General features: G+C 60.6%; 13 protein-coding genes. 11 read left to right on the forward strand and 2 right to left on the reverse strand.

The window, feature by feature from the left end:
• Positions 1 to 514: 514 nt before the first annotated feature.
• The 4 genes from D0544_RS02930 to D0544_RS02945 all read left to right on the forward strand — a co-directional run bounded on the left by D0544_RS02930 (position 515) and on the right by D0544_RS02945 (position 5,837).
• Positions 515 to 2,671, forward strand: coding sequence for a methyl-accepting chemotaxis protein (locus tag D0544_RS02930; protein WP_125014519.1), 2,157 nt, complete (start codon positions 515 to 517; stop codon positions 2,669 to 2,671).
• A gap of 353 nt (positions 2,672 to 3,024) precedes the next feature.
• Positions 3,025 to 3,447 carry a rhodanese-like domain-containing protein gene (locus D0544_RS02935; RefSeq protein ID WP_125014520.1) on the forward strand — a complete coding sequence of 141 codons (423 nt, stop codon included), beginning with the start codon at positions 3,025 to 3,027 and terminating at the stop codon, positions 3,445 to 3,447.
• A gap of 116 nt (positions 3,448 to 3,563) precedes the next feature.
• Positions 3,564 to 5,420, forward strand: coding sequence for a methyl-accepting chemotaxis protein (locus tag D0544_RS02940; protein ID WP_125014521.1), 1,857 nt, complete (start codon positions 3,564 to 3,566; stop codon positions 5,418 to 5,420).
• Between the two features lie 123 nt (positions 5,421 to 5,543).
• Positions 5,544 to 5,837 carry a DUF3144 domain-containing protein gene (locus D0544_RS02945; protein ID WP_125014522.1) on the forward strand — a complete coding sequence of 98 codons (294 nt, stop codon included), beginning with the start codon at positions 5,544 to 5,546 and terminating at the stop codon, positions 5,835 to 5,837.
• Between the two features lie 27 nt (positions 5,838 to 5,864).
• Here the strand turns inward: D0544_RS02945 and D0544_RS02950 are convergent, their stop codons facing one another.
• Positions 5,865 to 6,302, reverse strand: coding sequence for a DUF3010 family protein (locus tag D0544_RS02950; protein ID WP_125014523.1), 438 nt, complete (start codon positions 6,300 to 6,302; stop codon positions 5,865 to 5,867).
• A gap of 149 nt (positions 6,303 to 6,451) precedes the next feature.
• On the opposite strand from D0544_RS02950, the gene D0544_RS02955 reads away from it, so the two are divergent.
• The 6 genes from D0544_RS02955 to cobD all read left to right on the forward strand — a co-directional run bounded on the left by D0544_RS02955 (position 6,452) and on the right by cobD (position 11,592).
• Positions 6,452 to 6,994, forward strand: a complete 543-nt coding sequence (locus D0544_RS02955) for an RNA methyltransferase (RefSeq protein ID WP_125014524.1) — start codon at positions 6,452 to 6,454, stop codon at positions 6,992 to 6,994.
• A 146-nt stretch (positions 6,995 to 7,140) separates the two neighbouring features.
• A complete protein-coding gene (locus tag D0544_RS02960; protein WP_125014525.1) occupies positions 7,141 to 7,419 on the forward strand; it encodes a peptidylprolyl isomerase in 279 nt (92 codons plus the stop codon).
• A gap of 141 nt (positions 7,420 to 7,560) precedes the next feature.
• Positions 7,561 to 8,673, forward strand: a complete 1,113-nt coding sequence (locus D0544_RS02965) for an S-(hydroxymethyl)glutathione dehydrogenase/class III alcohol dehydrogenase (protein WP_164880805.1) — start codon at positions 7,561 to 7,563, stop codon at positions 8,671 to 8,673.
• 8 nt (positions 8,674 to 8,681) lie between these two features.
• The gene (gene fghA, locus D0544_RS02970) at positions 8,682 to 9,533 is read left to right on the forward strand and encodes an S-formylglutathione hydrolase (RefSeq protein ID WP_125014527.1); all 852 of its coding nucleotides are present in this window, start codon (positions 8,682 to 8,684) and stop codon (positions 9,531 to 9,533) included.
• 143 nt (positions 9,534 to 9,676) lie between these two features.
• Complete coding sequence (cbiB, locus tag D0544_RS02975; RefSeq protein ID WP_243647227.1) at positions 9,677 to 10,588, forward strand: adenosylcobinamide-phosphate synthase CbiB; 912 nt, start codon at positions 9,677 to 9,679, stop codon at positions 10,586 to 10,588.
• Positions 10,582 to 11,592 (forward strand): threonine-phosphate decarboxylase CobD, encoded by a 1,011-nt coding sequence (gene cobD / locus D0544_RS02980; RefSeq protein ID WP_207905748.1) that lies wholly within the window; start codon positions 10,582 to 10,584, stop codon positions 11,590 to 11,592. The genes cbiB and cobD overlap by 7 nt, the downstream gene beginning before the upstream one ends.
• A gap of 21 nt (positions 11,593 to 11,613) precedes the next feature.
• On the opposite strand, the gene D0544_RS02985 is transcribed toward cobD, so the two are convergent.
• The gene (locus D0544_RS02985) at positions 11,614 to 12,351 is read right to left on the reverse strand and encodes a dienelactone hydrolase family protein (protein WP_125014529.1); all 738 of its coding nucleotides are present in this window, start codon (positions 12,349 to 12,351) and stop codon (positions 11,614 to 11,616) included.
• 230 nt (positions 12,352 to 12,581) lie between these two features.
• Here D0544_RS02985 and D0544_RS02990 point away from each other — a divergent pair, with 230 nt between their 5' ends.
• A complete protein-coding gene (locus D0544_RS02990) occupies positions 12,582 to 12,980 on the forward strand; it encodes a PCP reductase family protein (RefSeq protein ID WP_164880806.1) in 399 nt (132 codons plus the stop codon).
• The last annotated feature ends 9 nt before the right edge of the window (positions 12,981 to 12,989 follow it).

Raw genomic sequence — 12,989 nt, forward strand, 5'->3', positions numbered from 1 at the left:
CCAGGCCGCCGGCCCGGTACTTCAAAAGACGGCCTCGCAGGCGGGTAAGCCTAGGTCGCACACCCATGCCCCTTCCTTTCCGCTCCCGGTTTGCCGGTAAGGGCGAGGGGTTCTCTTACCTCCCCACCCTCCCGCTTAACCCTCCCTCGGATAGCCTGAGGCCGCCCTTTTGCAGGCCACGTCCCGGGCTGCGCCAACCCCTTCTCCTACCTTAATTGGGCCCCTGCGGGCACTCCCAATAGCCGCTTTGGTGGGCCCACTGCCGGGGGCGATCTTCGGGTCAGGGATGGTCGCAGTTCCGTTGGACTGGCCCGTGCTCCAGGGCCTCAAAACGCCAGTTGGGGCAGGTTTTTAGTCTTTGCGAGCTGGCAGCATCCGCCTACGGAAAGGTGGTGGTTGCAAAAGCGCTGCGGAGTTCAGTGGAGCTCAGGTAATTACGGGGATTGGTTGTCTTTTGATCTTTCTGATCTACCTTTAACCATTGTACTAATAGGGATATTGCGAGGTAGGGACGATGAGCCTTGAAGGGATGAAGGTAGCCCACAAGCTGGGGGTTGGATTTGGTGTGTTGCTGGTGCTGATGATGGTCACCAGCCTGTCGGGATACAGCGGCATCCGTTTGCTGGACCGGGCGCTTTTCTCGGTCGGTAGCGAGGAGGCGCCTTTGGTGGAGATGGCTAATGAGATGAAGCTCTCTCTGATGGAGTCGCGCAATGCGCTGGAGGAGTTCAAAGGGGCGACCGCAAGGCTGTCGGCGTCCGATACCGTCGATACCGGTGCGCTGAGAGGCGAGTATGAAAATACCGTAGCCGAGTTTGACCAGCTGGTTTCGGCGGTGCTTGAAGGTGCCGAGTTTGAAAGCGGGCTGCGGGTGATCAAGACCGACAACCCGGAGCTGGCCAAGCTGGTGAGTCAGTCGGACTCGATCCACAATGACCGCTTCCAGGCGGCGGCCGCGGCCATGCTGGATGCGGGCGAGCGCCTGATGCAATCGGGCAAGCAAGCCTCAGCGGCCATGAGCTCAATGGAGCAGGAGTTTGATGCCGTGATGGTGGCCGCCGCAGATACCGAGACGGTGGTCAAGCAGCATATGCGCGCCCAGATTGAGCTGGCCCGCAACAGTGGCCTGAGTTCGTTGGTGGATGAGGATATTCCGCTGCTGGATGCCACCATGGGGATTATGCTTGCGATCGAGCGCAGCCGGATCTATCTGGAAGAGGTGTCGCAGCAAACCACCCTGGAGGCGATCGCTGAGTCTGAGGCGGAGTATCTGGCGACGATCAAAACCTTTGACCAGCTGGTCAACGCCGTCCTCAAGGGCGGTGATGTTGAAGGGGTGCGCATTGCGGCAACCCGCCAGGCGGAAGTTCGACGTGATGTGGAAAAACTCGATGCGGCCCATGCCCTGTTCCAACAGGCGGCTGCGGAGATGATCAAGCGTCAGCGCGAGCTGGTGGCCGAGACCGATGACTCGGAACAAGCCATGACTGAGCTTGATAAGTGGGGCGAGGAGGCCGCGAACCTGCTGGGGCAGGTTGAGGTGCTGGCAGGGCAGGAGATGGCCGCGGCCCGCAAGGCGGGAGAGGAAGCCGGTCACTCGGCGGTGTTCTACCTGATTCTGGTGACCTGCATCGCCCTGCTGCTGGGTATCCTGATGGGCTTTTTCATCTCGCGCTCGATTACCCGTCCCCTCGGCGGTGAACCGGTCGAGATCGAATCAATCGCACGGCAGATCGCGGAGGGTAACCTGGCGATCGGCTTCACGCGTGAGCCCGGCACCGGTATCTATCGGGCGATGCGGGAGATGACCCTGAAACTTCAGCACCTGGTGGGGGGGATCGTCAGTGCCTCCAACAGCATCGCAACCGCGGCCGAGGAGGCGGCGGCGATCAGTGAGCAGACCAACGTGGCCCTGCAGGAGCAGAAGGTGAACACCGAGCAGGTGGCCACGGCGATGAACGAGATGACCACCAGCGTGCACGATGTGGCGGAAAACGCCAACCGCAGCCACACTTCGGCTGAAGAGGCGATGGCCAATGCCCTGCGGGGGCGCGATGTGGTGCAGGGGACCATTCAGGCGATCGGTGAGATGGCCGCCAAGGTCAATGAGGCCAATACCATTATGGCCGAGCTGGAAAAGGGCAGCAGCGGAATCAGCACCGTGCTGGAGGTGATTCGCGGTATTTCGGAGCAGACCAACCTGTTGGCCCTGAACGCAGCGATCGAAGCGGCGCGTGCCGGCGAGCAGGGCCGGGGCTTTGCGGTGGTGGCCGATGAGGTCCGCGGTTTGGCGCGGCGTACCCAGGAGTCGACGGAGGATATCCAGTCGATGATTGAAGCCCTGCAACGAGGCACCCAGTCGGTGGTGACCACCATCAACAGCAGCCAGCAACAGGCCGAGGTCACGGTTGAAAAGGCCAAGGAAACCAGTGAGGCCCTGGCCTCCATTGTTGAAGCCTTTGACCGCATCAACGATATCAATGCCCAGGTGGCCAGTGCGGTGGAGCAGCAGTCGGCGGTGGCTGAGGAGATCAACGGTAACGTGGTGGCCATCAGCATGGCTTCCGAGCAGACCTCCAGCGGCTCCCACGAAACCGCCATGGCCAGCCAGGAACTGGCGACCCAGGCTGAAACGCTGCGCGATCTGGCATCGGAGTTCAAGTTGGCTTAGCGCGGTCCTGGATCTGGTGCAGGGTACTCTGGGTACCCTGCACTTTTTTCTTGTTCAATCCTTCGCTTTGTCGCCCATTTCCGCCTTTCAATCCTGCTTTTTGACCGTGTTTCAGGACCATTTTCCGGGTCAAGGGGCAAATCACTCCCCCCTCTTTTCTAATGCCCAAACGGCCGGGTTTTTCCTGGGTGCGGGATTATTTTGCGCTAAAAGAGCAAACGGTTATATGTGCGCCATCAAGCATAATTAAAGGGTTGTTTTAAACGTTGGTTGAGTTGACATGTATCACGAGCTTTGGGTTAAACGTTTGTTTGAATGGAGTTGTTTTTTTGACTCATCAGGAGAGATGTAAAATGAAAAAGTTGTTCTCTGGCTTGTTGATGGCCGTGGCCATGGTGTTTTCCAATGGAGTGATGGCGGAGGGGGAACAGCCAGCAACCATCCCCGGGGCTAAAACCGTAACTGCCGAGGAGCTGATTGCTCTGGTCGACGACCTCGACAATTTGGTGATTATTGACGCCCGTAGTCAGTCCGATTACGACAAAGGCCACATTCCCGACGTTGTCCGCATCAAGAACGACGATGTGACACCCGAGAAACTGGCAGAAGCGATCGACAGCAAGGACTCTCCGGTGGCGTTCTACTGCAACAGTATCACCTGCCCACGCAGTGCCGATGCAGCATCCAAGGCCTACGCGGCCGGTTACACCAATATCTACTGGTTCCGCGGTGGTATCGCCGAGTGGCGTGAAAAGGGTTACCCGGTAGAGATGTAAGGCCCTTGTTTTTTGCGTATGTCCGGGGGGATTTTACTACCTCCCATTCAGGTGTTTTTACGCTCGCGTACAAACACCTGAGCCTCGATTAACCTGCCTCACCAAGAAGTACGATCATGAATATTAAACAGCTTTCGATTCGATCCGTTACTCTCGGACTCTTGTGTTTCATTGGACTGATGTGCCTTGCAGCCACCCTGTACGTTAGCCAGAACTTTTTTCAGGCGGCGGTCGATTCGCAAAAGGCGACATTGGGGCGAGTGCTTCAGGTGGCGGTCGAGCAGGTGCAAGCCGAAGTCGCGGACCGGTCGGAAGAGTTGGCGGCGGGGCTGAGTAAACATAAAGCGGTGAAAAAAGCTGTCAAAGCAGAGGATGGCGGCAAGCTGTCATTGCTGATGGATGATTTCTTTTCGCAGAACCTGGTAACGGCCGGGTTGGTTGATCTGGCCAAGATTCGGTTTTATAGCGAGGATGGGCGTTTCATTGGCGAGTCAGCCAAGGGGCTGTCCGGACTCGGACGTGATATGCCTCTGGCGATGAAAGAAGCCTTCGCAGGCCGAGAAGGAGCGGAACGCTTCAAGCTGATACATGCAACCTGGATTGCAGAGGGAGAGAACTTTCACAGTGTACTGACCCCCCTGGGAGGCTTAAAGCTGGTCGGTTTTGCGGAAATTGTTTTGAGAGTCTCCCATAACCTGAGTCGTGTTGAAGAGTTGGTGCATGCGCCCATACAGATTCGCAACCTTCAAGGGCGAGAGCTGTATCGGAGTGATCGCTGGCAGCAGACACTCGAGGAGGGGCATGCCTTCGATGTTTCCTATGTCCTGCCCTCCGAGAGGGGGGATGCGGGCGTGACCCTGACCACCCTGGAAGACAACCGCGCCTTTATCGAACGCGCACGAACCCATGAGCAAGTGGGGGTGGCACTGACCCTGGGGGTCATTGTGCTGGGTGTGCTGCTGGCTATCTGGTTGTTGCAGCGGTATGTGTTTGCACCCATGACACACCTGCAGGAGCAGATGAAAGCCTGCACGGAGGGTGACCTTACCCTGGAGGTGGTGCCGGAAGGGTTAAAGGATACCCAGGATATGGCTAACTCGCTGCAGCAGCTGGTGTCCATGCTGCGCTCGCAGGTTCTCCTGATCAACCAGAGTGCGGGTGAGGTCTCGACGTCGAGTGGGCATATCGCAACGGTGGCGGCCCAGACCCGTGCCCACTCCGATATGCAGAAGCAGGAGATGGAGCAATCGGCTGAAGCGATCCACGAAATGACCAGCGCAGCCCAGGAGATTGCACGCAGTGCCCAGGATGCGGAAACCAGTGCCCATGAAACCCAGCAGGTGGCCGATGAGGGGGCGCTTGTGGTAGCCGAATCGATCGATATGGTCACTCAGCTCTCTGAGGAGGTGAATGGCGCCTCGGGCACCATCAGCCAGTTGGCCAGGGATGTGGAAAATATAGGCACCATTCTGGACGTGATTCGCGGGGTGGCTGAGCAGACCAACCTGCTGGCCCTGAATGCGGCGATCGAAGCGGCCAGGGCCGGTGAGCAGGGGCGTGGGTTTGCGGTGGTGGCCGATGAGGTTCGTAATCTGGCGGCACGCACCCAGGGGTCCACGGCCGAAATTCAGGGCATGATCGAAAGCCTGCAGGGGGGCAGCCTGGAGGCGGTCAATGCGATGAATGCCAGCGCTGAGCGGGCACAACGCTGTGTCGAGCAGATTGATAAAGCGGGGGAGGCCTTGAAAAGCATTAAACGCTCAACCGACGATATCTCGAGGGCCAATACCCAGATTGCCAGTGCGGCCGAGGAGCAAAGCGCTGTGACCGAGCAGATCAACCGCAGCGTGGATTCGGTCAAGGATGCGGCGATCGACCTGGCGGCGGGCTGTACACAGATGTCTGGGGCCTCGGGGGAGTTGAATGAGGCCTCTGAGCAGTTGCAGAAACTGGTGGCTCGTTTCAAGGTGTAGCCCGAAAAAAGCGATGGCGCGGGTTGTTCAAGGAGCGCTGAATAGTGGTATCGTTACTGCTTTCAGCGCTGACTTGTCAGGCTGTATTGCCAATCGACATACCATCAGGATCAAGGGTTCTCCATGCCGAGCGAAACAGAAAAGCAAAAAATCTACGAAATGGCCGACCAGTTTATTGATGTTGCCAATCGGCTGGCAGCGGAGCCGGGGCAGGATCTGGCCCTGGTAGGTGCCGCCATTCGTTATGCGGCGGCGCGCTTTAACGCCCACGAAGCCTCCCTGCAGACCGACGACCTGGCGGCAGAGCAGATGGAGGTTCTCTCCTGGTTTACCGACCAGTACCAGAAGATGCTGATCGACAATATCGACCAGCACATCGAGATCCAGAAGTCACGCCGATCCAAGGTGGTAAACTAGCCCGACCGGAGCGGGGCTGCCACGGCCTTACCAGATGGTTTTCGGGCGGCTAAGGCTGGCAAAAGCGGTAATGAACGCCACCTCCTGGAAGGCTTTGAGCCCGGTGTCTTCGAAGACGATGGGAACCGGGTTCTTGCTGAGGATCTCTTTGGCCTCATGGGGAGAGAGTATCTCGACCTCGATGTCGCTCAACAGTTGCAGGGCCGCCTCCATCTTGAACCCGATTGCGCCACCGGCAAACTTCCCCTTGGGAGGGCGCTGGCGGATGACGACTCTGTCCACCCGGTAATCGGCCATCAGTTTGGCGAAGGTGAACTGGAACTCCTGCAGTTTTTCACGACTGTTGATATCGGACAGGCTCAGTCGGCGCGCCCGGCAGTCAGGCAGGTCGAACAGGCCGTCGGATTTCGACAGCAGGCAGATATTGGCATCGTTGCCCTTTAACTCAACGCCACAGACTCTCATACTCAGCACCCCTAGGTTGGACGCGGCGCAGTATAGCCTAAAACCGGTAAGATGTGGCTGGCTTTGAACGCAGCCCGGGGGCTGGACTGGATACCGTCGCTAGCCTCCCCGGGTGCGATGGGGCAAGCATCAACAGAGGATCGGAACGAATGAACAAACGGGCGGATGAGTGGGTCGGTGTCGGATTGATCAACCCCAAAAGTCCCTCCAACGTCGGGGCCGTGATGCGGGCGGCCGGCTGTTATGGGGTGGATGCGGTGCACTACACTGGCGAGCGCTATGGTCGGGCGGCTCGCTTTCATACTGACACCAAGGCGGCGGCCCGTAGAATCCCCCTGACCGCCGTGGTCTCTCCCCTTGATGCCTTGCCTGCGGATACGGCCCTGGTCTGTGTCGAACTGGTGGAGGGGGCTACGGCCTTACCCCAATACCAGCACCCCGGGCGCGCGCTTTACCTCTTTGGCCCCGAAGATGGCACTATCCCCCAGCGGTTGATCGACCAGGCCGATGCGGTGGTGTACGTGCCCACCCGCGGTTGCATGAACCTGGCCGCCACGGTCAATGTGGTGCTCTACGACCGTCTCGCCAAACGGGGTAAAACTCCGGCCGATGATGGCTTGATTCTCAATAGCCGGGATACCAATAATCGGGTTCGGGTAAAACCACGGGCACGGGCCGCGGAAGAGGGCTAAAGCGGTGCCAGCCCCTCTTCCCGCAGGAGCGCCTACTTCACCCCGGTACTGGGTCTGGCCAGGCTGGTGGGCGGGCTGAAGTTCGACTCTCGTGCCGCACACCGGTGGCCGCTATAATGGACCTCCCGTCCCAAGGAGTTAGCACCATGCCTGTCGCCAGTGCCCGTCACATTCTGGTAAAAACCCAGGCCGAAGCCGAGAAGCTCAAGCAGGAGCTGGCCCGTGGCGTCGATTTCGGCAAGCTGGCCCGTAAGCACTCGCTCTGTCCGTCGGGAAAGCGGGGCGGCGACCTGGGTGAATTCCGCCCCGGACAGATGGTCAAGGCCTTCGATGATGTGGTGTTCAAAAAGGCGCTGCTGACCGTTCATGGCCCGGTAAAAACCCGCTTCGGCTACCATCTGATCGAAACCATCTACCGCCATTAAGCGACGTCTCCGGTTGACCCCGCCCAGCTCTTCCCGCAGGGCAGGGCCCCGCTTGCCCCAGGATCTTGTATGCTTAGGGCTGGATTGCGGTTGGCCGCTGGGACGCCGCATCGACTTTATAGCAGCAGGGAGAGAGATCGGATGATTAAATCACGCGCCGCCGTGGCCTGGGGCCCTAACCAACCCTTAACCATCGAGGAGGTGGAGGTGATGCCACCCCAGACGGGAGAGGTGCTGGTCCGCATAGTGGCCAGCGGGGTATGCCATACCGATGCTTTTACCCTGTCGGGGGAGGACCCCGAGGCGGTCTGGCCGGCCATTTTGGGACACGAAGGCGGAGGCATCGTCGAGCAGGTAGGTGAAGGGGTGACCAGTGTGGCGGTGGGGGATCACGTGATTCCTCTCTATACCCCCGAGTGTGGCGAATGCAAATTCTGCCGCTCCGGCAAAACCAACCTATGCCAGAAGATACGTGCCACCCAGGGGCAGGGGCTGATGCCTGACGGCACCACCCGTTTTTCCCTTAACGGCCAGCCCATCTACCACTACATGGGCTGCTCCACCTTCTCGGAATACACGGTGCTCCCGGAGATCTCACTGGCCAAGGTGAATCCCAGCGCGCCCCTCGAGGAGGTCTGTCTGTTGGGGTGCGGCGTCACCACCGGCATGGGGGCCGTACTGAAAACCGCCAAGGTAGAGGAGGGGGCCAGCGTGGCCATCTTCGGTTTGGGCGGGATCGGACTGTCGGCGGTCATCGGTGCGGTGATGGCCAAGGCGGGGAGGATCATTGCGATCGACCTCAACCCCCGCAAGTTTGAGCTGGCCCGTAAGTTGGGGGCCACCGACTGTATCAACCCCGCCGAATACGATAAGCCGATCCAGGAGGTGATCGTCGAGCTCACCGACGGGGGTGTCGATTACTCCTTCGAGTGCATCGGCAACGTCAATGTGATGCGTTCTGCGCTGGAGTGCTGCCACAAGGGGTGGGGCGAATCGGTGATAATCGGTGTCGCCGGCGCCGGCCAGGAGATCAGTACCCGCCCCTTCCAGCTGGTGACCGGGCGGGTGTGGCGGGGGACCGCCTTTGGCGGCGTCAAGGGACGCTCGGAGCTGCCCGGCATCGTCGAGCAGTACCTCAAGGGTGAGTTCAAGCTGGATGACTTTATCACCCACACCCTGGGGCTCGAGCAGGTCAATGAGGCGTTCGACCTGATGCATCGCGGTGAGAGCATCCGCACTGTCATCCACTTTTGAGGTCCGTTATGGTGCTTGAACCGATCAGCAGCAATTGCAGCTTTGGCGGCTGGCACCGCCAGTATGGCCATCACTCCAGCGTGCTTAACTGCGCCATGCGCTTTGCTCTCTATTTGCCCCCCGGGGCCAGTGCGGAGGCACCGGTGCCGGTGCTCTACTGGCTGTCGGGGCTCACCTGTAGCGATGAGAACTTTATGCAGAAGGCCGGGGCCCAGCGGGTCGCGGCCGAGCTGGGTATCGCCATCGTTGCCCCCGACACCAGCCCGCGCGGTGAAGGGGTGGCCGACGACCCCGAGGGGGCCTATGACCTCGGCCTGGGGGCCGGCTTTTATATCAATGCCACCGAGCCCCCCTGGTCCCGGCACTACCGGATGTATGACTACCTGCTGGAGGAGCTGCCGGCGCTGGTGGAGGCGGAGTTCCCGGTGACGGGCCAGCGCGCCATCAGTGGACATTCCATGGGGGGACACGGAGCCCTGGTGATAGGACTCAGAAACCCTGAGCGCTATCGCAGTATCAGTGCCTTCAGCCCCATCTGTAACCCCGTCAACTGCCCCTGGGGGCGCAAGGCCTTTAGTGCCTACCTGGGAGAGAACCAGCAAGCCTGGCGGGCTTACGATGCCTGCGAGCTGCTGGCCCATTTTGGTCACAGACCCCAGCCGCCTATTCTGGTGGACCAGGGCGATGCCGATAGTTTTCTGGTCGAACAACTGAAGCCCGACGCCCTCACCGAAGCGGCCCGCGAGGGGAAATACCCGATCCGTATGAGAATGCAGCCGGGCTACGACCACAGCTACTACTTCATCGCCAGTTTTATTGAGGAACACCTGCGGTTTCACCACTCGTATCTGGTTACCTAGGGCTGCCGCTCCTCCCCGGTATTTGCCTGCTACGGGGCGAGCGGGTGCTTTTTCTGCCACGGTGAACAGCGTATGATGGGCGCCCGAAATGCCTGTCAGGAACGCGTCACACGATGCTCTGGAGCCCCCTCTGGTTGCCCCTAATGATACTTGCCCTGTGGATGGACTGGCGTTGGGGGGAACCCCGCCGTTTTCATCCGCTGGTAGGGTTCGGGTGGCTGGCCAGCCAGCTTGAGCGGCATCTTAACCGGTTCGCCCTCTCCCCCCTGTCCATTGCGGGTGGTGGTGTTGCCCTGTTGCTTCTGTTGTTGCCACCCCTGTTGCTGATTGCCGCGCTGCTGACGGTGCCGGTGGTCGGAGAGCTGATGGGCGTGCTGCTGCTTTACCTCTGCCTCGGCGGTCGCAGCCTGATGGAGCACGGACGCGCTGTGATGGAGCCGCTGGCAGCCGGCGAGCTCGAAGTTGCGCGCCAGCGGGTGGCGATGATCGTCAGCCGCGATACCGCCGAGTTGGATGAGAGCGGGGTGTGCCGGGCCACCCTGGAATCGATACTGGAAAACGGAGCCGATGCGATTTTCGCTACCCTGTTCTGGTTTATGGTGGCCGGTCCCCTGGGGGCCGTTGCCCATCGCCTGGTCAACACCCTGGACGCCATGTGGGGGTATCGAAGCGATCGTTATCGCTATTTTGGTCGCATCGCCGCGCGGCTGGATGATGTCATGAACTATCTCCCCGCCCGACTCTGTGCCCTCTCCTATGCGGTGGCCGGCGCCTTTGGTGCAGCGATGCACTGCTGGCGTACCCAGGCCTCGCAACACGACAGCCCCAACGCCGGGGTGGTGATGGCGGCGGGAGCAGGTGCCCTGCGTTGCCAGCTGGGTGGTCCCGCCCGTTACCGCGGGCAGTGGCACAACCGTCCCCCGTTTGGCTGCGGGGCTGAACCCCGCCCCGGGGATATTGAGTGTGCGTTGCAACAGGTCTGGCAGGCCCTGCTGCTGTGGATTGGGGGGGCACTTTTCCTGTGGGTCGCGTTCTGGGGAGTGCCCGGGTGGTGAAGCCTCTGCTGCAACATGGCGGTGACCTGCAGCGAGCCTGCCGGGAGTACGGCACTGACCTGGCGGACTGGGTTGACCTCTCCACCGGTATTAACCCCCTGGGCTGGCCCGTTCCCGAGATCCCAGCGGCCATCTGGCAGCGGCTTCCCGAGACGCCAGCGTCCCTCTTCGGGGTGGCGGCTGATTACTACGGTTGTACCCCCGGGCAGCTGTTGCCCATCCCTGGCAGCCAGGCACTCATCCAGCGCTTACCTTCCCTGATCCAGGCCACCCGGGTCGCGCTGCCCGATCCGGGGTATGCGGAACATCGTTTGGCCTGGCAGCAGGCCGGGGCCGATCTGTTTCACTATCCGGCGGACAGCGATGCAAAAGCACTCTTTAAGGTAGCGGAGTCGGTGGAGTTGATGCTGGTGATCAACCCCAACAACCCCAGTGGAGACCGTTATACCCCTGAGCTGTTGGTTGAATTGGCCCGTTGTATGCGGGACCGCCAGGGTTGGCTAGTGGTGGATGAAGCCTTTATTGACCTCCACCCGGAGCAGAGCCTGGCCGCCGAGCTGGGGCTGGGTAACCTGATTCTGCTGCGTTCTCTGGGCAAGTTTTTTGGTTTGGCGGGAGCCCGTGCAGGCTTTCTGTTGGGCTCCCCCGAGCTGCTGGCGCAGGCCGCACAGGCGCTGGGCCCCTGGCCGGTCTCGGCACCGGCGCTCTATGTGTCGGAGCGGGCGCTGGCTGACCGCTGCTGGCAACAGGCCGCCCGGCAGCGGGTGCGGATGGCGGAGCAGAGGCTGGTTGAGCAGCTCGGTCGCCTCTGCGCAGGCAGGCTGGGGTGTGGTGGCCTGTTTGTCACCCTCTTTACTCCTGAGGCGGCTGGCTATCATAAGCAGTTGGCACAGCAGGCGATCTGGACCCGCTTGCTGGATGGTTCACAAGGGCTGCGCTTCGGCCTGCCGGGGGACGAAATCCAGTGGCAGCGACTGGAGGCGGCGCTCGAGCCCCTTAGCTGATCTCGAGCGCCTGGCACCCGGTTAATTCAGGGTAACCTGCAGATACTCGCTGAAGCGGCTCCAGGACTTGGCGTCGGCATCGGCGCGGTAGCGGTCAGAACCAAACACCGTAAAGGCATGGGGGGCACCGCTGTAGGTGATCATCTCGTGGTTAACGCCGCTGGCCTCGAGCTCCGTGGCCAGGGCGGCAAACTGGTCCATGGTGATCGCCGTATCAGCCGTGCCGTGCAGGATCAGCAGGCTGCCAGCGGTGCTGCTGTAATCCTGGCCTTCGGGCGTACCCAGTCCGCCGTGGAAAGTGACAAAGCCCTTCAGTGGGGCGCCGGACCGTGCCAGCTCCAGCACAGCGGCTCCGCCAAAGCAGTAGCCGGCGGCGACGGCGTTACCGGTGTTACCTCCCATTTTTTTGGCGCTGGCCAACGCACCGTTCAGCAGCGTCCGCATCTTATCCCGGTCCTTGTATAGCTCGCCGGTGTGCTGGCGTTTATCTTCCACCTTGGTGGGGCGAACACCGGCGCCAAACAGGTCGGCGGCAAAGACGCTGTAGCCCATCTCCGCCAGCATGTGGGCGCGCTTGACCTCATAATCGGTTAATCCATCCCAGTCATGGATTAACAGGATCAGTGGTGCGTTATCGCCGGCGCTGACGTAGTAGCCCTGATAGGGCTGGCCGTTGATCTCATAATCGACCGCTCCATCCTGGGCCCAGCTGGTGGCTGCCATCAGGCAGGCGGTGAGCGTTACAATCAGTGTTCGCATGGTGTTCTTCTCCCTCTTGGGTAGTGGACTGCTTGGGGGTAAATTCCGTTGGGTTTTATCACTCAAACGGTTCGGAATGGGTGCACAGCTGCAATAACCCATTAATGTACTCAGAAATATAGCCGCTGGATCACCCTTTTGCCGTAATGGAAGCCGGGCAGCAAGAGGGGTACTATCGGCAACGGGTTGATGGGGGTTAAAAGGGGGCGTAAACGTTGGCGGATATGACTATGGAGATAACCTGGACAGGGGACGCCCGCGCGCGTCTGGATCGTATCCCGGAAGGGCCCATGCGGGCGATGGTGCACAGGGTGATCGAGACGCTGGCCGGGGAGGCTCGCCTCAGTGTCGTCACTCTGGAGTACGTGGAGCAGGTACTGGCCATTTTTCAGCAGGGGGCCTCTGTGGTGGAGGAGCGGCTGCCCTGGGACGACAGTGCCCGCGAGGGGATCGCTCGAGCCCCGCAGATGATTCGCGGTATGCTGGTTCGGGAGATTGAGCAGCTGGCCCGGGAACGGGGGCAGGAGCGGGTGGATGAGACGGTGGTGAAGCAAGCGAAGGCGCGTTGGCAGCAGGGGGACGCTTTCCACCTTGATCCGGCTGATCCCCGTTCAAACAGCCAGTGTTGAGCCTGGGGC

The organism is Aestuariirhabdus litorea (genome assembly GCF_003864255.1).
Classification (GTDB): domain Bacteria; phylum Pseudomonadota; class Gammaproteobacteria; order Pseudomonadales; family Aestuariirhabdaceae; genus Aestuariirhabdus; species Aestuariirhabdus litorea.

What these genes read in the sequence shown, in the direction of transcription:
- D0544_RS02930 (WP_125014519.1), top strand. Translation starts at nt 515, where the DNA reads ATGAGCCTTGAAGGGATGAAGGTAGCCCACAAGCTGGGGGTTGGATTT.
- D0544_RS02935 (WP_125014520.1), top strand. Translation starts at nt 3,025, where the DNA reads ATGAAAAAGTTGTTCTCTGGCTTGTTGATGGCCGTGGCCATGGTGTTT.
- D0544_RS02940 (WP_125014521.1), top strand. Translation starts at nt 3,564, where the DNA reads ATGAATATTAAACAGCTTTCGATTCGATCCGTTACTCTCGGACTCTTG.
- D0544_RS02945 (WP_125014522.1), top strand. Translation starts at nt 5,544, where the DNA reads ATGCCGAGCGAAACAGAAAAGCAAAAAATCTACGAAATGGCCGACCAG.
- D0544_RS02950 (WP_125014523.1), bottom strand. Translation starts at nt 6,302, where the DNA reads ATGAGAGTCTGTGGCGTTGAGTTAAAGGGCAACGATGCCAATATCTGC.
- D0544_RS02955 (WP_125014524.1), top strand. Translation starts at nt 6,452, where the DNA reads ATGAACAAACGGGCGGATGAGTGGGTCGGTGTCGGATTGATCAACCCC.
- D0544_RS02960 (WP_125014525.1), top strand. Translation starts at nt 7,141, where the DNA reads ATGCCTGTCGCCAGTGCCCGTCACATTCTGGTAAAAACCCAGGCCGAA.
- D0544_RS02965 (WP_164880805.1), top strand. Translation starts at nt 7,561, where the DNA reads ATGATTAAATCACGCGCCGCCGTGGCCTGGGGCCCTAACCAACCCTTA.
- fghA (WP_125014527.1), top strand. Translation starts at nt 8,682, where the DNA reads ATGGTGCTTGAACCGATCAGCAGCAATTGCAGCTTTGGCGGCTGGCAC.
- cbiB (WP_243647227.1), top strand. Translation starts at nt 9,677, where the DNA reads ATGATACTTGCCCTGTGGATGGACTGGCGTTGGGGGGAACCCCGCCGT.
- D0544_RS02985 (WP_125014529.1), bottom strand. Translation starts at nt 12,351, where the DNA reads ATGCGAACACTGATTGTAACGCTCACCGCCTGCCTGATGGCAGCCACC.
- D0544_RS02990 (WP_164880806.1), top strand. Translation starts at nt 12,582, where the DNA reads ATGGAGATAACCTGGACAGGGGACGCCCGCGCGCGTCTGGATCGTATC.